This window comes from Candidatus Poseidonia alphae (genome assembly GCF_943787815.1).
Classification (GTDB): Archaea; Thermoplasmatota; Poseidoniia; order Poseidoniales; family Poseidoniaceae; genus Poseidonia; species Poseidonia alphae.
Genome location: NZ_CALSNW010000003.1, coordinates 21,920 through 47,287 on the forward strand (window position 1 = coordinate 21,920; position 25,368 = coordinate 47,287).

Annotated in this window: 25 protein-coding genes; 10 read left to right on the forward strand and 15 right to left on the reverse strand. The window is 50.0% G+C overall.

All coding sequences use genetic code 11. The features are described 5' to 3' along the window. Positions 1-110: 110 nt before the first annotated feature. A complete protein-coding gene (locus AAA857_RS05020) occupies positions 111-1,547 on the forward strand; it encodes an aldehyde dehydrogenase family protein (RefSeq protein ID WP_338173759.1) in 1,437 nt (478 codons plus the stop codon). Positions 1,548-1,556: 9 nt separating this feature from the next. Then, positions 1,557-2,336: an enoyl-CoA hydratase/isomerase family protein gene (locus AAA857_RS05025; RefSeq protein WP_338173761.1), complete on the forward strand. Its 780-nt coding sequence runs from the start codon at positions 1,557-1,559 to the stop codon at positions 2,334-2,336. Between the two features lie 5 nt (positions 2,337-2,341). Here AAA857_RS05025 and AAA857_RS05030 read toward each other — a convergent pair whose 3' ends face one another. From AAA857_RS05030 to AAA857_RS05070, 9 genes are read right to left on the reverse strand one after another with little or no spacing between them, the layout of a single operon-like run. After that, complete coding sequence (locus tag AAA857_RS05030; RefSeq protein WP_338173763.1) at positions 2,342-3,121, reverse strand: hypothetical protein; 780 nt, start codon at positions 3,119-3,121, stop codon at positions 2,342-2,344. A 42-nt stretch (positions 3,122-3,163) separates the two neighbouring features. Beyond that, positions 3,164-4,048, reverse strand: coding sequence for a 3-hydroxyacyl-CoA dehydrogenase family protein (locus tag AAA857_RS05035; protein WP_338173765.1), 885 nt, complete (start codon positions 4,046-4,048; stop codon positions 3,164-3,166). A gap of 22 nt (positions 4,049-4,070) precedes the next feature. Then, the gene (locus AAA857_RS05040; protein ID WP_338173767.1) at positions 4,071-4,994 is read right to left on the reverse strand and encodes a DMT family transporter; all 924 of its coding nucleotides are present in this window, start codon (positions 4,992-4,994) and stop codon (positions 4,071-4,073) included. Next, on the reverse strand, positions 4,991-5,527 hold the full coding sequence (locus AAA857_RS05045; protein WP_338173769.1) for a hypothetical protein: 537 nt from the start codon (positions 5,525-5,527) through the stop codon (positions 4,991-4,993). Before AAA857_RS05045 ends, AAA857_RS05040 begins: the two co-directional genes overlap by 4 nt. A gap of 16 nt (positions 5,528-5,543) precedes the next feature. Continuing rightward, on the reverse strand, positions 5,544-6,704 hold the full coding sequence (locus tag AAA857_RS05050) for a Phenylacetic acid catabolic protein (protein WP_338173771.1): 1,161 nt from the start codon (positions 6,702-6,704) through the stop codon (positions 5,544-5,546). 59 nt (positions 6,705-6,763) lie between these two features. Continuing rightward, positions 6,764-7,387: a helix-turn-helix domain-containing protein gene (locus AAA857_RS05055; RefSeq protein WP_338173773.1), complete on the reverse strand. Its 624-nt coding sequence runs from the start codon at positions 7,385-7,387 to the stop codon at positions 6,764-6,766. Positions 7,388-7,401: 14 nt separating this feature from the next. Then, positions 7,402-8,364, reverse strand: a complete 963-nt coding sequence (glpX, locus tag AAA857_RS05060; RefSeq protein WP_338173775.1) for a class II fructose-bisphosphatase — start codon at positions 8,362-8,364, stop codon at positions 7,402-7,404. A gap of 40 nt (positions 8,365-8,404) precedes the next feature. Next, positions 8,405-8,863 (reverse strand): cyclic pyranopterin monophosphate synthase MoaC, encoded by a 459-nt coding sequence (gene moaC, locus AAA857_RS05065; RefSeq protein ID WP_338173776.1) that lies wholly within the window; start codon positions 8,861-8,863, stop codon positions 8,405-8,407. Then, entirely contained in the window at positions 8,860-9,285 is a 426-nt protein-coding gene (locus AAA857_RS05070) for a molybdenum cofactor biosynthesis protein MoaE (RefSeq protein ID WP_338173778.1), read from the reverse strand. Before AAA857_RS05070 ends, moaC begins: the two co-directional genes overlap by 4 nt. A gap of 51 nt (positions 9,286-9,336) precedes the next feature. Here AAA857_RS05070 and AAA857_RS05075 point away from each other — a divergent pair, with 51 nt between their 5' ends. The 3 genes from AAA857_RS05075 to AAA857_RS05085 are packed head-to-tail and all read left to right on the forward strand — an operon-like array spanning position 9,337 to position 12,461. Beyond that, complete coding sequence (locus AAA857_RS05075) at positions 9,337-10,590, forward strand: NAD(P)-binding protein (RefSeq protein WP_338173780.1); 1,254 nt, start codon at positions 9,337-9,339, stop codon at positions 10,588-10,590. 53 nt (positions 10,591-10,643) lie between these two features. Next, positions 10,644-11,510, forward strand: a complete 867-nt coding sequence (locus AAA857_RS05080; RefSeq protein ID WP_338171531.1) for an enoyl-CoA hydratase/isomerase family protein — start codon at positions 10,644-10,646, stop codon at positions 11,508-11,510. Between the two features lie 24 nt (positions 11,511-11,534). Further along, positions 11,535-12,461, forward strand: coding sequence for a hypothetical protein (locus AAA857_RS05085; protein WP_338173782.1), 927 nt, complete (start codon positions 11,535-11,537; stop codon positions 12,459-12,461). A gap of 269 nt (positions 12,462-12,730) precedes the next feature. Here AAA857_RS05085 and AAA857_RS05090 read toward each other — a convergent pair whose 3' ends face one another. Beyond that, positions 12,731-13,054 carry a DUF3860 domain-containing protein gene (locus AAA857_RS05090; protein WP_338171535.1) on the reverse strand — a complete coding sequence of 108 codons (324 nt, stop codon included), beginning with the start codon at positions 13,052-13,054 and terminating at the stop codon, positions 12,731-12,733. 274 nt (positions 13,055-13,328) lie between these two features. On the opposite strand from AAA857_RS05090, the gene AAA857_RS05095 reads away from it, so the two are divergent. The 3 genes from AAA857_RS05095 (at position 13,329) to AAA857_RS05105 (ending at position 18,347) form a co-directional block, all read left to right on the forward strand. Beyond that, on the forward strand, positions 13,329-15,836 hold the full coding sequence (locus tag AAA857_RS05095) for a MarR family winged helix-turn-helix transcriptional regulator (protein WP_338173785.1): 2,508 nt from the start codon (positions 13,329-13,331) through the stop codon (positions 15,834-15,836). Between the two features lie 361 nt (positions 15,837-16,197). Beyond that, on the forward strand, positions 16,198-17,217 hold the full coding sequence (locus AAA857_RS05100) for a pantetheine-phosphate adenylyltransferase (protein ID WP_338173787.1): 1,020 nt from the start codon (positions 16,198-16,200) through the stop codon (positions 17,215-17,217). Beyond that, on the forward strand, positions 17,217-18,347 hold the full coding sequence (locus tag AAA857_RS05105) for a glycosyltransferase family 2 protein (protein WP_338173789.1): 1,131 nt from the start codon (positions 17,217-17,219) through the stop codon (positions 18,345-18,347). Before AAA857_RS05100 ends, AAA857_RS05105 begins: the two co-directional genes overlap by 1 nt. Position 18,348: 1 nt before the next feature. Here the strand turns inward: AAA857_RS05105 and AAA857_RS05110 are convergent, their stop codons facing one another. The 3 genes from AAA857_RS05110 to AAA857_RS05120 all read right to left on the reverse strand — a co-directional run bounded on the left by AAA857_RS05110 (position 18,349) and on the right by AAA857_RS05120 (position 21,257). Next, a complete protein-coding gene (locus AAA857_RS05110; RefSeq protein WP_338173791.1) occupies positions 18,349-18,912 on the reverse strand; it encodes a hypothetical protein in 564 nt (187 codons plus the stop codon). Between the two features lie 87 nt (positions 18,913-18,999). Next, positions 19,000-20,241, reverse strand: coding sequence for an orc1/cdc6 family replication initiation protein (locus tag AAA857_RS05115; RefSeq protein ID WP_338173793.1), 1,242 nt, complete (start codon positions 20,239-20,241; stop codon positions 19,000-19,002). Positions 20,242-20,444: 203 nt separating this feature from the next. Then, positions 20,445-21,257, reverse strand: a complete 813-nt coding sequence (locus AAA857_RS05120; protein ID WP_338173795.1) for an MBL fold metallo-hydrolase — start codon at positions 21,255-21,257, stop codon at positions 20,445-20,447. Positions 21,258-21,385: 128 nt separating this feature from the next. Between AAA857_RS05120 and AAA857_RS05125 the strand changes: the two genes are divergently transcribed. Further along, positions 21,386-22,639: a hypothetical protein gene (locus AAA857_RS05125; RefSeq protein WP_338173797.1), complete on the forward strand. Its 1,254-nt coding sequence runs from the start codon at positions 21,386-21,388 to the stop codon at positions 22,637-22,639. 2 nt (positions 22,640-22,641) lie between these two features. Here the strand turns inward: AAA857_RS05125 and AAA857_RS05130 are convergent, their stop codons facing one another. Further along, positions 22,642-23,106 carry a DUF2493 domain-containing protein gene (locus AAA857_RS05130; RefSeq protein WP_338173800.1) on the reverse strand — a complete coding sequence of 155 codons (465 nt, stop codon included), beginning with the start codon at positions 23,104-23,106 and terminating at the stop codon, positions 22,642-22,644. A 101-nt stretch (positions 23,107-23,207) separates the two neighbouring features. Continuing rightward, complete coding sequence (locus tag AAA857_RS05135) at positions 23,208-23,702, reverse strand: hypothetical protein (protein ID WP_338173801.1); 495 nt, start codon at positions 23,700-23,702, stop codon at positions 23,208-23,210. 320 nt (positions 23,703-24,022) lie between these two features. On the opposite strand from AAA857_RS05135, the gene AAA857_RS05140 reads away from it, so the two are divergent. Next, positions 24,023-25,363, forward strand: coding sequence for a biotin carboxylase N-terminal domain-containing protein (locus tag AAA857_RS05140; protein ID WP_338173803.1), 1,341 nt, complete (start codon positions 24,023-24,025; stop codon positions 25,361-25,363). The last annotated feature ends 5 nt before the right edge of the window (positions 25,364-25,368 follow it).

The window sequence follows — 25,368 nt, forward strand, 5'->3', positions numbered from 1 at the left end:
TGTCGGGATGAGCACATGAGGCTTCTGCCCTTCTTTGGGGTGTTTTGAACACATTGAACGGGTGATTGAGGTACCGATGTGCCTTTGAAGCGAGTCAACATGGACCGTACATGGGCGAAGAAACGATGTGGATTGGAGGAGAATGGGTGGCGTCAACTGACGGTGCAACAAGCGATGTGCTGAACCCAGCAACAGGTGAACTCATGGCCACGGTTCCACGCGCTACCGTTGAAGATGTCAACCGCAGTGTTTCAGCATCTCGTGCAGCCTTCAACAATTCCGATTGGAAGAACATGGACCCCGCACAACGGGGGAGAATACTCAACAAAATGGCTGCAGTTACCTATGCTAAGGCTAAGGAACTGGCCGTCATTGAATCCTCAAACAATGGAAAGACCTTCCGTGAAGCACTCTCTGAAATCCGTTATGGTGCTTGGACGTTGGAATACTTCGCAGGCCTTTCCGATAAAATCGAGGGAAAGACCATTCCAGTCCCGGGCCCCCGCCTCAATTACACACTCCGTCAACCCTTGGGCGTGACGGTGCATATTGTTCCGTGGAACTTCCCTCTGCAACTCGCCCTTCGTTCAATCGCACCTGCTCTTGCAGCGGGTTGTACGGTGATTGCTAAACCAGCTTCGTGGACGCCTCTGTCCCTTCTCGCATGGGCAAAAGCCGTTGATGAGGCCGAAACAGGTCTTCCTTCGAGCGTGCTTCAGGTTCTAACGGGTTCCGGTGCTCTTGCAGGAGATGCTCTTGCTGGCCACAGCGGTGTTGACGGTGTTGTCCTCACCGGTGGAGTTCCTACCGGAAAAACAGTCATGGCCAAGGCAAGCGAGCAATTGACTCCAGTCACATTGGAACTTGGTGGAAAAGGCGCTAACATTGTCTTTTCAGACGCCAACTTGCGCTATGCAGCCAAAGCCATTTGCTTTGGTATCTTCATGAATGCCGGGCAGATGTGTTGGGCTGGCTCCCGATTGCTTGTCCATGAAGACGTTCACGACGACCTGGTTAAGGCCGTGTGCGATGAGGTCTCCAAATGGCCTGTCGGCCCAGGTATGGAAGAGGGCGTACGCATGGGTTCACTTGTGCACTTGAATCACCGTGCGGAAGTATTGGAAAAACTCGAAAAAGGCCTTGCAGAAGGTGGAGAACTCGTTCTTGGGGGCAAAGCGCTTGACCGAGAGGGAGCCTTCATGGAAGCAACCGTTGTCACAGGCGTTGATCGAAGCCACCTTCTCTTCCAGGATGAGTTGTTTGGACCGGTATTGGCCGTGACTTCCTTCAGTACAGATGAAGAAGCTTTGGACCTCGCCAACGATACACCATTCGGTTTGTTAAACGGCGTTTGGACCAATGACCTCGGGCGCGGACATCGTATGGCTCGTGATTTGGAATGCGGTATGGTTTCCATCAACGAATATCCGATCACCTTCCCTCAAACCGCTTTTACCGGATGGAAGCATTCAGGAATTGGTATTGAGCAAAGTCAAGATGCCTTGCGATTTTACACGAAGGTCAAGAACGTTAACGTCAAATTGTGAAGTGATACCATGGCCATTCAGATTGAGACCAACGACGGTATTCGATTGATACGCATGGGAGGGCAAGCCTCTACCCAGTCGTTCTCTGAGGAATTTCTACCCCTGATTGCTGGAGCCATTGATGAGGCCCTCATTGATTCGGATGTCAAAGGGATCGTCCTCACTGGAGATGGACGCTTTTTCTCCGCAGGGGCAGACATCAACGCCTTTCAGCAATCCATTGATGATGACAGTGCGCCGGAACTGATTCGAAACCTCACTGGAATCCTTCACCCTCTTCTGATCCGGATGCGCACTTCTCCGACCGTTGTTATCGCTGCGTTAAACGGTGTTTCAGCAGGCGGTGGACTCGGTCTTGCCCTCGCATGCGATGCTCGTGTCGGCACCAAAGACGCCCGTATGGCGGCGTCGTATGCTGGAATGGGACTTTCACCCGATGGGGGGACTACCTGGCTTCTTCCACGGTTCGTTGGAGAGCGCGTTGCGCGTCGGTTTTTCTTTGAAAATCAGATTTGGTCTGGAGAAGAAGCCTGTTCCGCCGGTGCTATTGACCTCATCGTGGATCAAGATGCTTTACTCTCAACCGCTCACGAGTGGGCAGCCACTTGGTCATCATGGGGGATGCATACGAAAGAGGCTACGAAGCATTTGCTTCATGTTCAAGCCGATAACGACTTTGAGACTCATCTCAACCATGAGCGAACATTGATTGAAGCGGCAGGGACCACTCCTGCATTCAAAGAAGGCGTCAAAGCGTTTCTTGAGAAGCGTCGACCAACCTTTGATTGAACGGTTCATTGCATTTGATAGGCCACTTGAGGTTGTTTATCCTTACCAAAGCGCATCAACCCGATAACAAGGGCAACGGTTCCAATGCACATTGAACAGCATCCTGCAACGAACCCACCTCCGGCAGCAATTCCAAGGCCAATTGATTCTTCAAGAAGAGGCCCAAAAAGGTCGTCAATATCAAGGAGAAACATGGGTGCTGAGGCGGTGGTGGAGATCGTATAGGTTTCTCCAATGGAGCATTGTTGGTCAACCTCGAGGGTGGCACATACCGTGCCGACCTGTATCTTTCCGTCCAATCCAAAGTAGGTGGCTGAGTTGTTCTCTTCGTCGTAATCACAGGTCTTCGTGAATGCACGTTCAGTGACGTCGGTTCCATTGTTCATGACCGTAAGATCAAATTGTTCACAGGCGTCAACCATTCCATTCGAGTCACTGTCAACGTAATCTCCAGTGATGAAAATACCCCACCCGAGTTCTCCCTGACCGTCTTCATCAGTGTGAACCATTTCAGCACTGGTGCCGATGTCTTTCACGTAGTCTTCACCATCAAGGTTGGTCCAAATTTCGGCAAGCTGACTTCCTGAAAGAGAGGCTACAATAAGCCCAATGACGCCAAGAACTGCAAAAACTCCAGCGGTGATCAAGGGAACTTTGGGTTTCTTTTCAGGCCCTACGGTCACGGCTACTGGAGAAAACGAATTGGCCTCAACTCGCGCTCCAACGGGTTGTGCACCAGTAGGGTTTGCTCCTTCGGGTTCCGTTCCGTAAATACTGGATTCCATGATAATTGCTCAGTTCCCTTGTAATTGAATCTATGGGGATGTTCACTCAATTGAGGTCTCTTCTGGACTGCCGGTTGACCAATCGTAAATCCCCTTCCCACTTTTCTTTCCTAATCGGCCTTCTTCAACCAGTCGTTCAAGAAGTGGATGAGGCGCATATGACTCATCTCCAAATGAAGTTTGCAGATTTTTGAGAATGTCTCTGCGAACATCCAATCCGACCAAATCAGTGAGTGCAAGGGGTCCCATTGGGTGTTTGTAGCCCAATACCATGGCGGTATCAATGTCCTTTGCACTGGCCACACCATCAGCGAGCATTCGAATGGCTTCATTTCCAAGAACAACGCCAAGTCGACTTGTCGCAAAGCCAGGTATGTCTTTGACAAGAATGGTCGTTTTTCCCATAGCATCTCCAGCCGATTGAGCCAGAGCGATGGTAGCATCAGAGGTTGAATCATGACGAACCAGTTCAAGGAGTTTCATAATGGGGACCGGATTGAAGAAATGCATTCCAATCACTTGTTCTGGACGTCTCGTTGCATTGGCTATGTCAGCGATGGATAGCGATGATGTATTGGTGCCTAAGACTGCATGAGCAGGAGCATGCTTGTCAATTTCTTCAAACACTTTTTGCTTAAGGTCGGGCAGTTCAGGAACCGCTTCGATGACCAGGTCCGCATTTCCAACGGCTTGAGCCATGTCGCTAACGGCGTGGAGGTTTGTTTTCCATTCAGCCTTTTGCTCTGGAGAGGTTTTTCCCCGAGCGATTCCTTTGTCCCAAAAAGCATCAATGCGTTCCATTCCTCGTTGAAGCCCATCGGGAAATGCATCGTAGAGGGATGTATTCCATCCGGCTTGGGCACAAATTTGGGCAATGCCGGCACCCATGGTTCCTGCTCCGATGACGGCGACGTTACGAATGCTCATGGAGGTGGGAGAGCGCTCACCTTCATGATGCTTGCTTGTTTTCCACTTCTTGCTTTTGAGCAATGACCACTCCTGCAACAATGAGTGTGAAGGCGAGAATGAGCGTTGCTCCAAGTTGCTCACCAAGCAATAGCCAACCTCCGAGAATGCCAAATGGAGGGACGAGATAGACATAGAACGATGCCTTTCCGGCTCCAATGACAAGAATTCCGTCTGCAAACCACACGTAAGCCAACACCGTTGAGAATACCGCCAGGAAGATGATTCCAATCCATGCATTGAATGACGGCGAAGGCATACCCTCGCGTGCAACTTCAATTCCAGCCCACGGTGTGAGGAAAAGCAAGCCAACAAGTGAAGCCCAAATCGTTACCAGTATTGGGGTCAACGGTTGTTGAGCGTCTTCAGGAGTATCGCTCATGAGTTTCTTCATCAAAATACTGGATACGGCCCAAGCAAAGGCGGCACCAGCGATGAAGGCGTTGCCAAACCAACGGTCGAGTTCTGGTATGTCGGTATTGGGAGATGCGGTGAAAATCACAAGCATTCCTATCAAGGCCATCGCAAGTCCGATCACCAAGTTTCGAGTCAAACGCTCACCGAGAAATATAACGGCGAGAACGGCCGTAAAGAGTGGGTTGAAGGTGATCACTAAGGACGCATCCCCTGCAGCAGTGTACTTCATTCCATACATGAACATTGACTGGTAGAGGAAGGTGGAGAAGAAGGCAATGAATGCGATATTCTTCCACTGGGTTGGTGATGGATACGACCAACCCTCCGTCCGTTGCAAGTAAAACATGAAGAGACCGGCTACGATGACATAGCGAATCCATGCGGCAACAATTGGCGTGACGTCTGCAGCCACAACACGCCCAGCAGGCCAACCGAGTCCCCAAATTGCGGCAACAACGAGGAGTTTAGCATGGATTTGAGCATGTTTCATTCGAATCGCTCCAAACCAAGTTGTAACATGCGAGATCTCGGCAAACCGATTTCTGGCAGTCCCTTGGCTGGGGCGTGGAGCTTGAGGCCTTCAATTCTGCTGACATACAATCCATAACTTGCAATATCGTCAGGCCGGTACGGGGTTTCAAGCCCCATCTGAGTCAGGGTTTCACATGCTTTTTGCGAATATATTGGAAACGTATTGGTAGAAAAGTGCATCCACTCTGAAACGCGCTGAGCATCAACGCCGTCAAGCGTGAGCAAATGTTCCAGAAGAGACACATCCGGATATGCCACGGTCCGCAGCACCATTTCTACCTCGTTTACTACATCTTCTGGCCATGCATATGGGTCTCTCTGAGCCCATTCATCAGCCACTCGTATGTGTTCGACTGAGCGCTTTGAGGTGACGGAGTAGAGGGACTCAATGTACGAGCGGTCTTCGTAGGCATTGGATACCAATTGCGGCATTTCATCATAGAAGCGTTCACACTTGGCGACATCAAGGCCGTATAGGGCGACGGGGATCATTAGAATCACTCGCCGTTCAAGCTTGGGTTCCGATTCCGGAAGCGATTTGCTTAGCAGACATCGGCTTTTCAGCGACCCAATCGAGTTTGAAGAGTTCTTTGAGGTCCTCTTCATCCTGTGCAGTGGGGAGATGCTCGTGAAGATAGGTGCTCCATTCTTCATCGCTTCCTTCGAACTTTGTTCCTTCAACCGTGAATGGTTGGCGCTTGAATGCCCCGATTTCCCGATAGAAGTTTTCGTGAGGGACGTAGAGTTTCGCTGCACCTTCAGGCAAGTATCCGTTGAGTTTTTCAACCTCGAGAGCTATTTCATCGTGATAATGTCCTCGTGCCTCTTCGTTGAGCGTCTCTTTGATGACCGCATCTCCATTTTCGAGTTTCTTGCGCTCATCCCAGCGTCCTTTGATGCCCCATACATAGGACCAATGTGCGGATGAGGAGGCGTCGACGCCAAACAGGTCGTGTGCGGTGGAGACCCACTTGTTGATGTAGCGTTGTAACATATCACCTGGAATCACTCCAGCCTTGATGATGCGTCGCAGACCGTTCGAGCCGGTTCCGAGGTGGAACGATTCTTCCTTGAGCATTGGCCCCATGCTTGCCGCCAGTGGCTTGAATGCAGAGGTTGACAGCATTCCGAGTTGGAATTTACCGTCGCGGTCAACGAACATGGTGTAGCAAAAGAAATCGAGCCAATGAGGCATGGGTCGGTTGAATGCCCCTAGCAGTCGGTCGCCGTCTTGTGCATTGCGCTCGAGCAATTTTTGTGCCTCTCTTCGTCCTTGTTGTCCAAAGTAGGTCATTAAGAGGTAGGCCATTTGCCATCCGTGGCGTTGTTCTTCCGCCATGATGCGGGCGGCTGCATAACGGTCGTAATCGGTAGGTGCTGTGGCAAGCAGATGTCGTTGTTGCTCAACCGATGCAAACTCTGTGTCTCCCTGAACGGTGATCATGCTTACGAGAGCGTCTCGCATGCTTTGGTGAGGCACCTGGAGCGAACGTTCCCATTTGGCCCGTCCTTCGTAGTCTCCGAATTCGATAACGTCGCCTGCTCGTTCCCAATCGAATTGGATTGAGAGGTCGAAATCACCCATCCATTCTCGCTTGAATCCTACGTTGTCTTGCCACGTAGCAAAGTTGCTGATCCAGTCGTCCCATGTCTTCGGTAGGTTGTCCATGGTGGAGAGTATGGACGGGTCCGGTATATATCCTCTACGAACATATTCGCACGAACATGTTAGGGGCTTTGCCTGCGAATTTCATCAGTGAACGCATGAAACACTGCTGATTCAATGCGTTGAAGTTGGGTTGAGAGCGTGGATTTTGCTACGCCGAGAACCTTGGCCAATTCTGAGAGGTTGATCCGTCGAGGAACGTCCCAGAACCCCTCGCGAGTAGCGACTTCAAACACCTCTCGTTGCCGAGTGGTAAGGAGTCGTGAACGAGAATTCCGCGTAGAAAGCAGGCGGTGGGGCAGTTGGTCGGTTCGAAAGCGATGAATGAGTTCCCTCACCTCGTCGCGACGACCTTCAATGGTCCACTCCACCCATCCGTCTCTCACTTCGAACGGTGTTCTTGGAACGATTCCTATGTCGACAAGGGGGCGAACGAATCCGCCTCCCCCTGCAGAGATATTGACGCTGAAATGCCCGTCCTCTATGCCATTATAGTCATCAATTCCTTCGTGGGACACGAGATTGTTCTCGAGGGATTCGTCGCACCAACAGCGAGCAGTTCCTCTTCCTCTGCTCAACGGCATATGCTGTTCAATGCGAAGCGTTGCGGACGGATGCGCTCGCGTGACATCTCCTGCCCAATGTCCTTCAGGGAGACGGACATCAATTCGGATTTGTTGAAGCATTGCTGTTTACCCCTTCATGCAACGGTTCTTGGGCGGACGGTTTCATCTCTCGTGACCTTTGAGGTGCTAACGTCGATCAGTTCGCTAAAGGTCGTTGTCGTCGTTGCTTCAATGCGAACGCCAGGCAAGTAACCGTCACAGACGCCGGATGCTGCAAAGATAGCGTCTTCGCTCTTACAGAGGTCGTGCGCTTTCCAAAGACGGGTCAAATCGTCGCCAACCATCGTCTCTGCTCGGGCTTCTTCTTCATCGGAGCGGAAGACAAGGCGCCCTTCAAAAACGCCACCAAGTCCTCGGATTGCCGTTGCTGAAATAACGCCCTCGGGCGCAGCACCGATTCCCAAAAGTAAATCGTAAGGGCCATCAGGTTTAGCGGCCCAAATGGCTCCAGAAACATCACCGTCACCCATGAGGTCCAATTGCGCTCCAGTTGCATGAATTTCAGAAAACAACTGCTTGTGTCGTTCTCGGTCAAGGGCAACGATGCGAACGTCTTCCATTGCCTTGTCCAATACATGAGCTGCTTGTTCAATGTTGTATGCAACACTGCCTTCCAGAGAAACATGCCCGTTGAGGAGCGGTCCAGCGGCAATTTTATCCATGTAGCAATCGGGGGCATGGAGGAGTGTTCCTCGTGGCGCCGCAGCGAGAACCGCAATCGAATTGGGTGTATTGTCAGCGCAATTATTGGTGCATTCTAACGGGTCAACAGCGATGTCAATTTGAGGAGCGCCATCAACGCCGACCATGTTGCCCAGAGGCTCGCCTATGTAGAGCATAGGTGCCTCATCTCGTTCACCTTCACCAATGGCCACGCGGCCATCGAAGGGAACGTGGTCAAACGTGCGACGCATGGCCTCTACTGCTGCATCATCTGCGGCATTTTTATCGCCTTTTCCGCGCCATGCACCGCTTGCAATTGCTGCTTGGTCTACGGCTTCTAGAAAGTGAGGTGTGAGGTCCGACGTCATTCCCATGCCCCTAAGGGGGGCGCGGGTGAACCATCAATGAAGCGGTTCAGTTTCCTTTGAACTTCTCGACAACGGTAAGGTCGGAAATCGATGTTGAGGGGTATTGGCCTTCGTCGTTTTTCTCGAGAGATTTCACCATGTCAAAGGCGCACAGCAGGCCTGCGGCAACACCGGTTAACGCTTCCATTTCAATACCGGTTTTGTAGTGTGCAGACACATGCACTTCACACCACAAATCATTGCCCTCCCACGACCATGTGACTTTGGTCCCTTCCAGAGGAATCGGGTGGCAGTGAGGGATGATTCGAGGAGTTTCCTTGACCGCTTGGATGGCGGCAATGGTTGATGCTTCCAAGACATTGCCCTTTGAAATCGCTCCCCCGAGGATGGCTGCTTTGGTTTCTGATTTCAGGTTCAATCTGCCCCGAGCCGTTGCGTTGCGAGCAACAACGGGCTTTTGCCCAATCTCAACAATTCCTTGAATTTCTGTTGGTTCTTGACTCATCCCAAACCCTCCTTCCAGGTCTCCCCAGATGAGGTGACTTCTTTCTTCCATATGGGTGCTTGCTTCTTGAGTTCGTCGATGAGCCATGAGCAGGCCTCAAAGGCTTCCTTTCGATGTGGACTTGCGACATGAATCGCGACAATGGGTTCCTGTGGGCCAACTGCACCTGTGCGGTGAGATAGCGCCACGAACCGGACTCCAAACTTGACAATGGCTTCGTCTCCCAGACGGCTCAATACCGGCGTCAAACGGTCCTTCCACGCGTCAAATTCCAACCGAAGCACCGTTTCTGTCCCTTCAGTTTCCCTCGTGATGCCAACGAAGCTAACGACAGCGCCGCACCCATCTGTAGGCAATCGCCTCAAGAGTTCATCAGGTTGGAGTACATCTGGGGCTTCTTCAACCAGAACTCGGCCGGACATAGCCTCACGAATGAAACACATCATTCAAACCTCACCCCTCCATGGACAAACATGGCCGCCACAGCCGAGAATCACAAACCTGTCCACATTATGGGCGCAGGATTGTCAGGTTTGGCAGCGGCTACCGTCCTCGCAAAAGCGGGCAGAGAAGTCCATGTCCACGATATCCGAGACGACTCAGGTGCTCGTTTTGACGGAGATTTCCAAGCTTTGGAAAACTGGAGTATGAGTGTGGACTTTTTTGATCAACTGAAAGAGTGGGGCTTTGACCTTTCTACATTCAAGGCTACAGAGTTTAGCAGCGTAGATATCATCCATCCAGACGATGTCATATCCCAGGCGCAAACACCAAGCGTGGCATACAGAATCGTAGAGCGAGGCACATCAAGTCACACCATCGATCAGGGATTCAAACAGCAAGCTATGGATGCTGGGGCCCATATTCATTACAAATCCCGGGTCAAGGAAGAAGATTGTACCATCATCGCCTGTGGGCCAAAAGGAACATCAGCGGTAGCCTATGGAGAAATTTTCAAAACAGACCATCCGAACCATATCGGTTTTCAACTCAATGATAAGTTGGCACCTGGTTCCTATTCCTACCTCATTATCATCGATGGAGTGGGGCTCATTTGCACCTGTCTATGGAGGAAGCAAAAGAAAAGTGATCGTTTTCTCAACGAAACCATCGCCTGGTACGATGCCCATTATCCCGGCCTCAATCGTCAACCCATCAAGAGAGTAGGGGGGAAAGGAGATTTCACCATCAACCGTCATTACAAACAAAATGGTCGTTACTACGTTGGTGAATCCGGAGGTTTGCAGGATTTTATGTGGGGCTTTGGGATGAGGATGGCGGTCTGGTCAGGAGTATTGGCCGCTCGTGATATTCTCGGAGAAGGGGATTATGAGGCAGATGTTCGCCGTCATCTCATGCCGTACGTGCGCACCAGCGTCGCCAATCGGTGGTTGATGAACCGTGTTGGTGACCGGACGTTCAAACGAATGTGCAACGCTTGGATGAGGGACCAAAAGAAACGGGGAGACGGGCTTGTTTGGATTGGGAAGCTTTTCCGCCCGAGCCTCCTCAAATCCTTGTTGTACAGATGTGTGAGTCCGTTTATGTTGGTAAAAGACCCCAAGGCGATGGGGCGTGGAGTTCGGCGGATGCCGTTTAGGGCTGCATTGAAGCGAGATGCGTGGGAACCTTCGGAACAAGCCAATCAAATAAAGGCGCAGTGGGACGAAACTCGCCGTGGGGGTGGACACGTTTCCTTTTCTGAGGTCAGGGATTCTGAACCCTAAATGCAAGATTTGCATGCGATTTATTCATAATGCCCCCCCTTGTGGCTCTTGACATGAGCGACCTTTACGGATTGAAACTCGAGCCTATGCCCAACCGCCTTGTTAACTACGGCGTGACCGAAAACGGAATCGCAGTGATTGAACTTACATCCGATTCTGCTGGAGCTCCGCTCGAAGGCACGAACGACCGTTCGCCGAACACCTACACCCACGGCATGATGCGAGACATTGACGAAGCCGTTGTCCGTGCTCGATTTGATGACGACGTCACCTGTATCGTCTTGACTGGAAACGGGGCCTCCTTTTTCTCTGCAGGCGCATCCATTCAGATGTTGAACAGCGTCACACCCGGCTTTAAGTACAATTTTTGCCTTCACGCCAACGAAACACTTTCTCGCTTTGAGCAAACTTCCAAACTTGTTGTTTGCGCCATTAACGGCCACGCCGTTGGCGGTGGTCTTGAGATCGCTATGGCTGCAGATATCCGTATCGCACGAAAGAACTCTGGAAAGGTCGGCCTTCCTGAGATCAACCTTGGTGTTCTTGCAGGAACCGGTGGTACCGCCCGCCTGACTCGTCTAATCGGGAAAGCCAAGGCTCTCGAGATGATGGTTACCGGTGAATTGATGTCATTCGAGGATGCCCATTCCTGCAACCTCATCAACCACATTTGGGAAGGAGATGCAGATGATTTCCGCCGAGACGTTCTCGATTGGTGCAGCCAATTCACACTTCCAAACAAGGCTGTCAAGGCTGTTGGAAACATCAAGCGTTCATGCCAGACAGGGCCTGAAATTCCCTTTGAGTACCATCTCGCTCTTGAGCGAGAACTCCAAGCATCATTGTTCAACAGTACCGATGCTAAGGAAGGAATTGCAGCCTACGTCGAGAAGCGTGTTGCCAACTTCACCGGCCAGTGAACCCAACAATAGGAGTGTTACTTCATGACTGAATTTCATGTCCCAGCAGATGTTCCAAACGAATTGATGGAGACCTACATCGATAATTTGATGGCGGCTACAGCCGGTACCGGTATGATGAATTTGTTTGCATGCGACCAGAAAATTGAGCACCTCAACGACGACTTCTATGACGGAGGTGTCAAGGTCCCGCTCAGTTCAAATGACCCAGGTCACCTGTTTGAAATCGGGGCTCAAACACATTCGGAACAAACTCTTGGTGTTCTTGCAGGCCAACTCGGCCTCATTTCGCACTATGCAAGAGATTATCCGGACCTTCCTTATTTGGTCAAACTCAACTCCAAATCCCACATGGTGAAAACCTCTCAGCGAGACCCTATCTCACAAGCACTATGGGATATGGACGACGTCATGTCATTGGTCCACAACGGTGTAAACGTTGTAGGGATCGGATACACGGTTTACATTGGAAGTGAATACGAGCATGAGATGCTTACAGAAGCAGCACAGTTCATTCGTCAAGCCCATGAGCAAGGTATGATCTCGGTGGTTTGGATGTACCCTCGTGGAAAAGCTGTTGCAGATGAAAAAGACCCACAACTTATCGCAGGGGCAGCCGGAGTAGCAGGCTGTCTTGGTGCTGATTTCGCTAAGGTGAACTATCCCAAGGCTTGGGACGGGATGACACAAGCAGAATCGTTCAAAGTCGCGGTGGAGGCTGCAGGACGTACATCGATTATTTGTTCAGGTGGGGGTTCACTACCACCTCGAGATTTCTTGCAGCGTCTTCACGACCAAATCAACGTCTCCGGATGCCGTGGAGCTGCAACAGGGCGTAACATTCATCAGAAATCCACCGAAGAAGCAGTACGCATGACCGCTGCATGCCACGCGATCATCTGCGAAGGGGCTTCTGTTGACGTTGCTATGAAGATCTTTGAGGGTCAATAGGCCTCATTTGACTTCGTCTCGACAGATTGTCGAGTGATTTCGAATTCCTGTCAACGATGACTGAGTTCTGTAGCAAACGAACCTTGGCTTGTAACCGATTCAACAAGGTTGTTTTTTGTGAGTTATTTTGGCGGGTTTCACCGCCATGGGTTTTAACAAACGCGAGAATGAATTGAATTGTCGAGTCGTAAAACGTCTCAATTGATGACCGTTATGGGCAACTTGAGGGAGGGCGGTTTCACGCTTGAGAATACGGTCCAGTCCGAAGTTCACAACTTCTGGTTGCTGTTTGTGGTGAAGTTTCCTTCACTGTCGATGATGATTGGTGTTCCTTCAATCCACTCGGGGCAATTGTCGGAGACCCAGGTGCGTGTGGCCCACTCGCAAATGTCATATCCACCGGATAGAATTCCTGATCGCTTGATGTATCCAACCTTGACGATGTCTTTGTCCTTGGAGAGGACGTTACCGAGTTGTTGACTGGTCGTACCGTGTCGCATGGAGCCGTTGATGTATTCCAAAATTTCAGCTGTGTTTCGTGGGCGGTCACCTAGGAATTTCTTGATTTTTTCACGGATGCGGGTTGTTTTCATATTCATTTCCTCCTGGTCAATATAGGGCGGTCTTTCTTAGGTATCGCCACTGTTTCTTAGGAGCGAGGCCGCTGATATAATGCTTCCTCTCTGGAATGACGATTATGTTACACTTGGTGACCTATTGGTGGTGTTTTTTTTACATCTGGGCTCGGCCAAGTAAGTAAACGCACACCTTTCCAGTGGAAATAGATAACTAAATGTAACTAATTATAAGTTCTAAGGGTGAAGTTAATGAATGGCTGGCAACTACGGATGTTTGAGGTGAAGAAGGTTGTCCATCAGAAGGATTCGTTCAGTCGCCCACCGCAGAATTCTCCTATGGTTGAGTCAAGGTCCAAGTACGGTATCTGAAATTGCCCAACAATTTAGCATGCGAATGCCGCACGCCTCGCTTGCATGCCGTCAATTGCGGGCTAAGGGTGATGTTTATCGCGACGACGCAGGCGGGATCCGCAACGCCCTCCTCTACCTCACGCAAGCAGGGATTGAACGAATCGAAGAAGATGGATTGGCTAAGGTAAAACACCACATTGATACAATTCCTGTCGGAAAGGATGGAATCGTCTTGCAATCGGATGATCAACATGTCTTGGTTGGTTACCTGCAACCACCAAAATCTCCTTTGAATTTCATTCCAGATGCCGCAAATTCTCTTTCTGAATCTTCCAATGGAAATGAAGGGGGGGCGTGGGTTCTTTTCCAAATTCAGAACCTTCGGTGGTATGATTTAGCAACGCTCGTTCCTACCGAAGCGCCACAGTATGCTGCGAGTGGAACCCTTGATGATTTCAGCGCAGGTCCAACAAAAATTGGAATTGTTAGAGGGGCAGTAGTGGAACGTAAGGATGCATCAAGTGTGCTTGAAGGGCAATGGTTCTCTTCGCTCCAGTCAACATCACCACCTTCATCGCTGCTTCAAGGTAAGACAATACTTGGAACAGTGGAAGGTACAGACTACGGATACGCTCCTCCTCATGGAGCGCATGCTGATTTGCCTTCTTCCTTAGACCGAACATTGGTATTCAACGTGATGGGTCAAGGGTGCTTAATATTGAATGAGCAGAACAGTGATGCCCAGAGGGAATTGCCCCACGAAGTCCTTCGCTCGTGGTTACGTCTGCGCCATCCGAGAATGTCAACCATTAAGCTCAACGGTCGTTATGAGGAGATGAGGTCACAATTGGATTCTGGAATGAACCGTATGCCTTTGCCGTTGAGACGCGATCTGATTGCAGATTTCGGCACCGTACACTGGAGGGAGTTACATTTCGACGATGAAGCAGTGGATTTGTACGGCGTTTCTCCTCTTGGCCTTCAAGCCCTGTGTGAGCATGTTTTGAGCCATGTGCGTATACCTTTTGTAATGGAGTGGCCATTTCCCAACCCGGACCAGTCCCTGCTCGAACGAGTCCTAACTCACCCCATGTGCAAAATGCTGGTCACTCGGCACTTGGATGGCTTGATGCTTCCAAGCGCAACGGTTCACATCAAAGATTCACCCGTACTTGCACAACTGAGGGTGCATCTCAACAGGTCAACTGTTCTGCCGTTGGACCTCGAATCGAAAGCGGCAACTTCACAGCAACATCGGTTCCTTGAATTCTATCCTCTCCATGCAGAAGAATTGCTTGCAGCATGTGCAACAATTGAACTTGACCCGCTCCACTTCACGAGAGTTGTTTCTGATCCAAGGGAGGCCACAGCAATGATGAAAGCGCTCGATGTGTATCCCACAGGCAACGAAACGATGGCCAATGAATTGGAAACGAAGTGGCCCATTGCAGCCTGGATCGCTTCACCCCCTGGCGGGAGGGAAAGCCGTTGGATTCGACTTCAAGATCGGCTCCCTAGAGGTTGGGTAAACCTTCTCCCTCCACATCATGTTGATCTCCTGACCCTCGCACATTCCCTTCACAAAGGAATTGGTACATGGCGGGAGAAGGCATTTCGGCGGTTGACCTTAGAATTACGGTCATCTCCTGAAATTCTTCTCAGCCTTTCTACTTCTATGGACCATGAGGAAAAGGGCTCGTGGCTCGCTGCCGTTGTCCTTGGAGCATCATCGTCACTGGGCGGGGAATACAATGAATTGATGAAAAAGGGGAGTTTAGAATGGTTGAACCACCCTCATCTGCCGCATCTGGTTCTTCCGATGGTTTTCCCTTCAACCAGGGTCATTGATGCCGAGCGGCACCTGCTCTTGAACCAATGGCTAAAGGCTGCTCAGGTGCATCCCGAAACATCATTCATCAGTTTGTGGGCTAAGGCGATTCAAACAACACAACGCAACGAACCGTGGGTTTCTGAAGACACACGCTCGCTTATGCAGCACCTTCCTCAACTTTGGTGGGCACCGTATGCAAGTCAATGGCTCATTTCTCAACTCAACACTTCATCGGGTCGAAGTTGGTTGAAAGAACAATCGATTTCTTGGCCCGCTCTCCTCGCCCATCCCAAGGGACAACGGGGGGGATTCCCCGGCACCCATCACCAGCATCCCGGATACAATCTTTCTACGGAAGACCTCATGGGCATCAAATTACTTCAATCCGGACCAGGCACGCCTTCGTTAAATGACCTCTTTGAAATGACATATGCACTTGAACAAGGGTTGCCGGTTCCGACATTGCAAACGCACCCGGAGGCAGCTTGGCTGGTCCAGCCGATTGAGTCTTGGCCAAACTTCACTCCAGAAACCATTGAGGATGGAGATTCCTCAATCGGTCTCTTGCTCTATTCAAGGTCGTTTGCAGCCCGCCAACAAATGACGATGGATTGAAAAGGCAACGGTCTCAGCATCGTTTACCGTACCTGCAACATCGGGCTGAGCTACTGTGAAATTGCTATGACGTCTGACACCATGAGTACGGCCGCAATCGAAGACTGGGAGGACCCTTCGGGGAGTGAGTTCCGGTGCAAATGCGGTAAACCATCGGTAGGTTATGGGTCCTTGAATGACGACAGGATGACCTCAAGACAACCACCCTACTGGACAGCAAGCCCCGATACCGAGGGTCAGGCCTTTGAGTAACCGATGAAAAAGGCCGTTAGGTGTCGGGGCACAGCTGCTTGCTCAAATTCGCTTTATTCAGCCGAGAGGAGGCGATGACCTCAAAGGCTGTTTTCACTGTCACCTAGATATGGAACCACAACAACCCTTCTCATGTTGTTTGGTTGGTGGAACTTTTGATCGCTTCCATGCTGGGCATCGTTTGCTCCTTGATGCAGCTCAAAAATCTGCAAAAAGAATTGAAATTCACGTTACTTCGGACCCGATGGCTGATTCAAAATCATCATTCATTCAAGCCTTTGAAACGCGTAGAGAAATTCTCCTTCAATGGGCTGAATCACATGCCCCTGGACGAGTGACGATTCATATGCTCAATGATGCAATGGGACCTGCTCCTGTTCATCAGGATGCGGATTGTATCGTTGCAACCCCCGAAACCCGTGGACAATGCGAATCCATCAATGCTGTTCGGGCATCCAATGGATTGGCTCCCCTCAACATCATTGAAGTTGCTCACATGCAGGACATCGAAGGGGGCATCATCAGTTCTTCACGAATTCGCAACGGTCATATTGACCTGCAAGGCCATTCATGGATTGAGTCCCACTATCGTGAACAAACTCTTCTGATGCACCCTCGCCTTGATGAAGAACTCAAAACTCCAATGGGGGTCTTGTTTGAAGGCCCAGAGGATGCTCCTGAAGTTGCGATGTTTGCGGCTTTAGATGGGTTGGACCTCAGCACACGGGCTCTCGTTGCAGTTGGTGATGTTACGGTTGCCACCCTGCTCAATATGGACTATGTTCCTGACATTGCACTGATTGATGGTCAAACAAAACGCACGCCTTTGGCCAAAGAAGAGCAAGTGGACGGTTCTCGATTTCCATCCCATTTACGGGCCGTTAACCCTGCAGGACAACTTACGCCAAGTTTGCTTGCAGCCATTGAGCTGGCATGCAGGATGGAGATTCCTGCGCTTATTGACGTAGAGGGAGAGGAGGATCTCGCTCCACTCTACATCCATTTGGTTGCGCCAATCGGAACTCAGATCATCTATGGGCAACCGGGTAAAGGCGTTGTTCTTCAACAAACAACGCTCAAAACCAAAGAACGTTGCAGGCACCTGCTTGGATTTTTTGAGGTGGTTTGATGGAACCCTTCCTCGTCTCAATTACAGTTTGCGTGAGGGACGGATATGATTGGATTTCAGGCTGCTTAGAAGCACTGCAGTCACAGACCTACCCCTCGATTGAAATTCTCATCGTTAACGATGGGTCAAGTGACGATGCCGAATCCATCTTGGAACAATGGAATGACCCCCAAGGCCTCAACGGACACCCTATTCGCGTTCATCATCAAAGTCAGCTTGGTTTAGCCGCTGGCCGTCAATGGGCGCTCAATCATGCAATGGGTGAATGGGTGGCCATTACCGATATTGACGTTCGACCTGAACCGGATTGGATTTCCAACCTTGTCGCAGAAATACAACCGGTATCCGATGATGAGCGCGTTGTAGCAGTCACTGGCCGAACCGTTTTCGAGCGGGCTGAAGACCTCGTCAGCCGTTTTCGTTCGGTAGAAATCGCATCCAAATATCGCTCACGCCCTCGCAGAACCAGTCTTGCTAACGGTCCCTGTTCGATGTTCCATCGTCAATCGCTTCTCGATGTTGGCGGATTTGATCCCGAGTGGTACCATGCAGAGGACATGGAAGTGAGTTTGAGGTTGATTGAAGCAGGGGGAACCATTGTCTACGCTCCCGAAGCATTGGTACGTCACGTGCCTGAAACAGGAATTACTCGGTTCTTGAACAAGCGGAAAAGAGATGCGAGGGCTCACCTGCGTATCGTCCGCCATTATCCAAAGGGAAAGCGAACAGGACCAGGTTTTGATTTCTTAGGAAGTTCTGCGATGGTACTCATTCTGTTCCCGCTTTGGTTAGCAATTTTCATCTCGGGATTGCCGTTCCTCTACGAAATTAACCGCTTAGGAACTTTGGACTGGGAGCAAATCAGTGTTTTCTGGGAAACAAAAGTTCTCCTTGGTTCTTTCATTTTGCTGATCCTCCATGAAATCATTCTCTGGAGAGGGCCATTGGGTGTTGTCAACAGGACTGTACTTCGCTCTACAAAAGGCAGCAAAATCAAAGCGATGTTTGGTGTTCGCAGACTAACCATACTTTGGAGCCTTGCTCTCTGGCAGGGATTGATTCTTGGTTGCTTGGACGCAGTCTCGGGAAAGCACGGGCACAAACCCTTGATAAGGACCAAGAAGAATTGATTCAGTCCAAGTTTTCGTCGCCGGGTGGGACGCGACTGGCATGATTGAGAGCAAAGCCAGCTGCGACAAAAGCGATGGTGACGGAATAAACGCCAACATCCATCCATCCGCTGTGGTTGATTCCGAACCACAAGTAAAACACAAGTCCCAAAAGAAGACACCAAGCAGACATTGTTCGTTGTCCACCGCCAACCGATGGGTCAGCAAGGGCAGTCCAGGTATCGTTGACAATCAAGGAAGTAGCCCACTGGGAAACTCCCCTGGTCTCGTTAATGGTTTTCATTCCGAATCCAACCATTGCGAGGCAAGCTGCAATGAATATAGTGTCGCCAAGAACTTCATAGTGGAATCCATCTCTTGCGGTTCCAAATGCAGGGTTTGCGGCTTCAAAGGTCAACAAACCTCCCCAAGAAACGTGCTGGGCTGGGGTTGCTGCTGAGAACATGTTCAAAACAGCCAATAACAAGCCCCACAATCCGAGTGTTACTAAGAAATTTGCCCATACCGGAGAAGGTCCAGAGGCTGAAGTTTGTGCGGCCGCATCGGATGATTCGCCGTTGGTCATACCTACGCCGACCGGCGAGGCGGATATAAGAACACCGAAAAACAATCTACCTTGGTTTTTGATTCATACAGTCAATCTGATGAATGCTCAAAGAGCTGATTGATGACGATAGGATGCAGTAAATACCGCTCCCATTTCGGCTTCAGACTCGGTCATGATATGCGGTGCATCGATGTTCTTAGGAACGCAAGAAGTGATTTCCTTCGAACGGCCATAGCGTCCTTTACTAACGGTACGTGCTGTAATCAATCCGAGCATGTCGAGATTTGAAATCAGGCCGGAAATTCTTCGTTGCGTAAGAGCGTGCTGATTGATGTGCAAGCATGCTTGCCTGTAGATGTCGTAAACCTGTCCGGTCTGGACGTTTCGCAGACCGTTCTTTTCATTGATCAGTACGGCAGCCAAGACCAGTTTCTGTTGACTCGGCAGGGATGAGATGACCGGTGTGATTTGGTCGGCTTCAATCTGACTTTGAGCAGTTCTTACATGGCCTTGGGTAACGATTGATTCCCCGTCTTGCTCAGCCTTTTCAGTGGAGATTCTTAGCAGGTCAAGAGCACATCGAGCATCCCCGTGTTCCTGTGCTGCGAGTGCAGCGCAAAGCTCGATAACACCCGATTGAAGAACGCTCTCTTGAAGTCCTTCCTTGGAGCGTTGTCGGAGAATGTCCTGAAGCTGTTCTGCGTCGTAAGGCCGGAACAATACATCCAATTGCCCTAAGCGAGAGCGGACACGAGGGTCAAGGAAGTCTGTGAATTTCAAATCGTTTGAGATTCCAATAACACACGCTCGTGCCTTCTTGAGCGATGAATTCAAACTGGTAAGGTTGTACAACAAATCGTCCCCTACCTTTCGAACCAAGTGGTCGATTTCATCAAGGACGATGATAAATACGCCGCCACGAGCATCCATTCTGCGGACGAGTTCACTGAATACACGGTCTGTGGGCCAGCCTGTAAATGGAATTTCGTCTTGCTCATAATCCTCAAGAAGAGAATTACCAATGTGGCTCAAGACTCGGTATTGCGTGTCAATTTGTCGGCAGTTTACGATGACAGGGTGGACTTTTCTTCCAATGGTTTCTCCCTTTGCCTTGAGGTGATGGCAGACATAACTTGTAACAGCTGTTTTGCCAGCACCAGTCACGCCGTAAAGCGTCATGTTTGATGGAATGTGTCCCTTGAGGGCTTCCCAGAGGTTGTATGAAATCTTTTCAATTTCCTCGGTGCGGTGAGGCAGAAGACTGGGGCGGAAATCATGCCGAAGAATCTCTTTGTTTCGGAACAATGTTTTCCGGGACATGAACTTGTCGAAGATGTTCTTCTCCATTCAATTTCTCCCCCTATTTATAGCAACATGCAAGGAGTCCGTAAATGACTCCGTGCCGTATTCGCCATGAGTCCGAGTCCCCCTTATATGCCTGTCCACTCCAACCATTGGGGGACGCTAATTTTAGAACAAGACAACGGCGAAGTTTAGCATATAAAGATTCAATGTTTTCGTAAAAAAGAACAATTTTCTCCCAGAGAGAATTATGCATCGGCCAAACTGGAAATAACCCATTCGCCGTTCTCCCAACTTAGACGTGTTCCATCTGAAACGTGACTCACATGAGGAGGGTGTTTTGGAATGGAGTCACTGAGAATTTTCGGATGGTTCGTTGCATCATCAACAAAAGTGTGTGTAATGATGAGAGGGGTTGAGCATCGTTGCGCCAATGCTTCGATATCTTTGGGCTTGTGATGGTGTGTCGAAGGAACCCAATCCGGAAAACCCATCTCAAGGATGGCGATGCTTGACCGCTCGATGGCTTCGTAGAGGGTATCACACGGGCCAGAGTCACCGCTGTGTACAAAGTTCACACCTTCGGGGTTCTCAAAGCGATATCCATACGGGTCGACTGCGTCATCGTGGTGGACCTCAAATCGCTCCCAAGACCAGCCATCATCGGTTGTACCAACGGCGTCCTCAATCCATTCGACCGATTCAAGAATGCTGTCAAGCGATCCGGGGAATGCAAGGTGGCAGAGTTCGGTTAACCGTACTCGGGCCGTCGGTGAACCAATCACGCGCAGGGGTTGCGTTCCTTCACGGTCGGAAATATACTTCCTCTCAAGGAGTAGGAACGGAAAGCCGAAAACATGGTCTCCATGAATATGAGTAATGAACACGGATTCAATGTCAGAAACTGGAATCCCTGCTCGTCGCAGGCTGGCCAGCGCAGTTGGGGGAGCGTCGATGATGTGCTTTCCATCAAACACTGAAAACGAGTGATGTCGCCCGTTGGGGAGGAAGGCATTACCCGTCCCAAGAACATCAATACGGGGGGTCATATTCAACGCCATGCACTTTTCCTTCTTTTCCCCATCGGTTGGTTTCAGTGGATTTGAATCTGTGATGTGAGGTCACACGAATGATGATATAGCCCACATCAGTGGGAAATTCATCGGCCTCTTTAGGCTGAGGTGAGCGCATGGGTGAGAACTGGTCAGCGAAAAATCCGTACATGACAAAAATTACTGAGAATTACATTCTCAACGGGGAAGGCTCCCGGAAAGAAACCCGTCACGTTGTCTTCGAATTGGGCGACTCAGGTTTGGACTACAAAGTCGGGGACGCCTTGGGCGTTCTGGCTGAAAACCCGCCACATATCGTAAGCGAAATCATAGAAGCCCAAGGATGGGACCGAGACCATGCGGTGACCACACACAATGGAGAGCGCTCCCTCTACGACGCACTCAAGAAAGACTTTGAAGTCCATCTCGCCAATAAAAAGTTCGTACAGTCTTTGGCTGCAAAGGTGGTGTCAAGCGGTATGAACATTTCCATGAGCATCGTATCGCGAACCAGAAACCAATCCACTTGGACTTCGTCATCCGATGAACACCTCCCTCCTTCCCTGCAAGCCTCGGTTCCATCGGACGACCCCAGCGACCAAATCGCAGCAATTACCGTCGACCCAAAGGCCATCGAAGATTACCTGTGGACTCGAGATTATGTGGACATCATGAGAGAGTTTGATGTCAAGTACGCTCCAGAGGAGTTCTTGGACCTTGCTGATCGGCTGAAGCCACGCCTCTATTCCATCGCATCATCCCATGATGCTCATCCGGGTTATGTTGAGCTGACCGTCGGTATTGTTCGTTTTGAGTACAATAACCGCCCTCGTGGTGGATTGTGTACTCAATTCATGGCCGATGAAATCGATACCTCTGGGGCTCCTATCGGTGTATTCATGTCTCCAACAAAATCGTTCATTCTGCCCGATGACAAGGATGTAGACATCATTATGGTTGGGCCCGGAACTGGAATCGCCCCATTCCGTGCATTCATGGAGCAACGGGTCTTTGACGGTGGCAAGGGTAAGAACTGGCTGTTCTTTGGGGACCAATCTTCAAAGACAGAATTTTACTACAAGGACACGATTGAAACATGGATGGATGAAGGAGACCTCTACCGATTCACAACCGCCTGGTCCCGAGACCAAGAGGAAAAAATCTACGTCCAACATCGCCTAAAGGAATACGGTGCAGAAGTTTGGGAATGGTTTGAGCGTGGAGCATATTTCTACATCTGTGGCGATAAAAAATACATGGCAAAAGATGTCCATAAGGCTCTTATTGAGATTGCCATCGAACATGGCGGCATGTCGGAAGCGGATGCCACTCACTTTATCGAGAAAACCATGATGAAAGAACAGAAGCGATACCTTCGTGACGTCTACTGATTTCACTGCATCGGCAACGGGACACTTACGACAGGTACACCCGCGCCGTTCGCTATCGCTTCCATGTGCTTGGTCCAAACTGAATCAGGCCCAGGGAAGGCTAACATGTGCGTTGAGTGTTTAATCATTCGATGACCAAGGTCAGCAACCGCCTCTGGCCGGCCTGTGTCTTCAGCTTGCGAAGGGCGAGGGGCGTCCCATGCTTCGGTAAAAATTGCCAGAGGAATGTTGTTGTTATCAGCCCAGCGCTCGGCGAGATAGTCGACTCCGCTTGCGCCCCCTAGTATGACGACATCAGGATACCCATTGTAGCGCACCCAAGTGTCCAATTCATCTTCGAGAAATCCATAGTCATAGAATTTAGAATTCCCGCAGATCACCAAATTGATGACCTTTCCATCATTGTTCAAATCTTTCCCAGCGAGTTGTTGAATCACTTCGCTGCCGGTCATCGTTGTTCGGCTCATATCTACAAATGTGTGTAAGAGAATATGAATGTTCGCACGAAGAATTCTATTTTTACCGAATTTCGGGCAAAAACTTCCGGAAAACCATCACAAGGACGGCCTTATTCACCAAAACCGAATGAGACATCACCGGCTACACCTGGCATATTGTATCCCAAAAGATTTGCAACCATGTATAACGTTCCAATAAGTAGCGTCAGTCGAATGCTGTTTGTCATTTCAACTCCCTTTGATTGGAACGTCAAACAGACCAATCCTGCAACGATGAAACCGGGTGCTATATTCATCCAAAAAGTAGCCTTACCCTCATACGCTAGCATGAGAAAGTTGTGGTCCTCTACAGCGTCTTGATAATTTTGAAACCTCTCATTGTATCGGTCAATGGCGGCTTGATATGCCTCTTCTTCCGTAGTATTAAGTCCATTATTATCCGCATCAAAGTCAGATGATGATATTGTATCCGGGGCTTCAGGAGCTGCTGTATGGTTTGATGAGTAAGTGTATTGCTCGGACATGATCATCATCAGGAAGCCTAGTCCCATAATGAATGCAATTCCTGCACTGTATACTCTCTTGTTCAGATTCTTTTCACTCATATTTTTCACATCATTAACGCTGTTTTTCAAGTCCATCATCGGGGGTATGAATCGGGGGCCTGCGGCTGCATTCATCCCTTGCAAGCCGGGTTCATTCGGCATCCACTCCTCTTGGGTTTCGTCGTAAAACCACTTCCCGTCTTCGCTAAGCATTACGGATTTCCATAATCTGTCACCTACATATTCCTTCCGTCTAAGATAAGGAAACTGTTTCTGGCCTAAACCGAAAACCTTTGGAACATGCTAAATTACAATATTATCGTAAAAGACCAGTTGTTTTGACCGCTTTGCTCATAGGATACTTCGGTCGCCGTGTGTACATGGGATTCAAACGGGTCTTGATTGCAAATCGTGGGGAAATAGCCCTCCGCATCTTGAGAACCCTGCGCGACATGGGCATCGAAGCAGCCATTATTCATGGTAGAGAGGACCGTTTATCACTCCCCGTACGTATGGCGGACATTGCTTATCCAAACTACAGAACCAACCCTTTGGATTCGTATCTGGACATCGAATCTGTTATTCAAGCCGCAAAAGAATTGGAATGCGATGCAATCCATCCTGGATACGGCTTCCTTGCCGAGAACGCAAATTTTGTTGCTCGCCTCGAAGAGGAAGGGATCACTTTCATCGGTCCTTCTTCCGATGTCATCACCCTTCTGGGAGATAAAATTCAAGCAAGAGCGGCCATGGAAGAAGCAGGCCTTCCAACCGCAAAAGGCTCTTCGGAACCGATTGCGAGTGCTGATGTTGCGCGAGAACTCGCCAATGACATTGGATACCCTGTGATCATCAAAGCAGCAGCAGGAGGCGGTGGAATTGGAATGCAAATTGTCGAGCAAGCAGATGAGTTTGAAGGAGCCTTGAAGTTGTGCCAGTCACGGGCGCGTTCCGCTTTTGGAGACGACCGAGTCTTTGTGGAAAAATACATTCTTGGGGCCCAGCATGTTGAATTTCAAGTTTTGGCTGATGGGAAAAAAGCCATTCATTTCGGAGAGCGATTTTGTTCCATTCAACGCCGCCACCAAAAACTGGTCGAAGAAGGACCATGGCTTGATGATGCAAAGCGTTCTGAAATCGGAGAATTGGTTTGCCGGGGCGCAGAAGCAGTTGGCTACAAGGGACTCGCTACCTTTGAGTTCCTTCGTGATGCGAATGGAGACTTCTATTTCCTTGAGGTTAATCCTCGTGTCCAAGTTGAGCACACGGTGACTGAATTGCTTACAGGTTACAATTTGGTTGAACTGGGCATTCGCGTCGCTCAAGGAGAAGCATTACCGCTCTCTCAAGAAGACATTGCATGGAGAGGGCATGCTATCCAGTGCCGCTTAAATGCCGAAGATCCGCGTGAATTTATTCCAAGTCCCGGGCGATTGTGGGAATGCCATTTCCCGAGTGGGTTCGGTATACGATGCGATACTCATGCTCACGCTGGTTACGAAATGCCGGGTTGTTTTGACTCATTGCTCGCCAAACTCTTGGTATGGGGGCACGACCGAGACGATGCCGTTCGTCGGATGAGGACAGCACTTGACGAAACCGTCATCACAGGAGTTGAACATCTGATACCACTGCACCGTAGAATCATGGATGAACCGGACTTCATCAGCGGTAATATCACCATTCAATACATCGATATGCATCAAGAGCTGTTGGGTTGAACGGT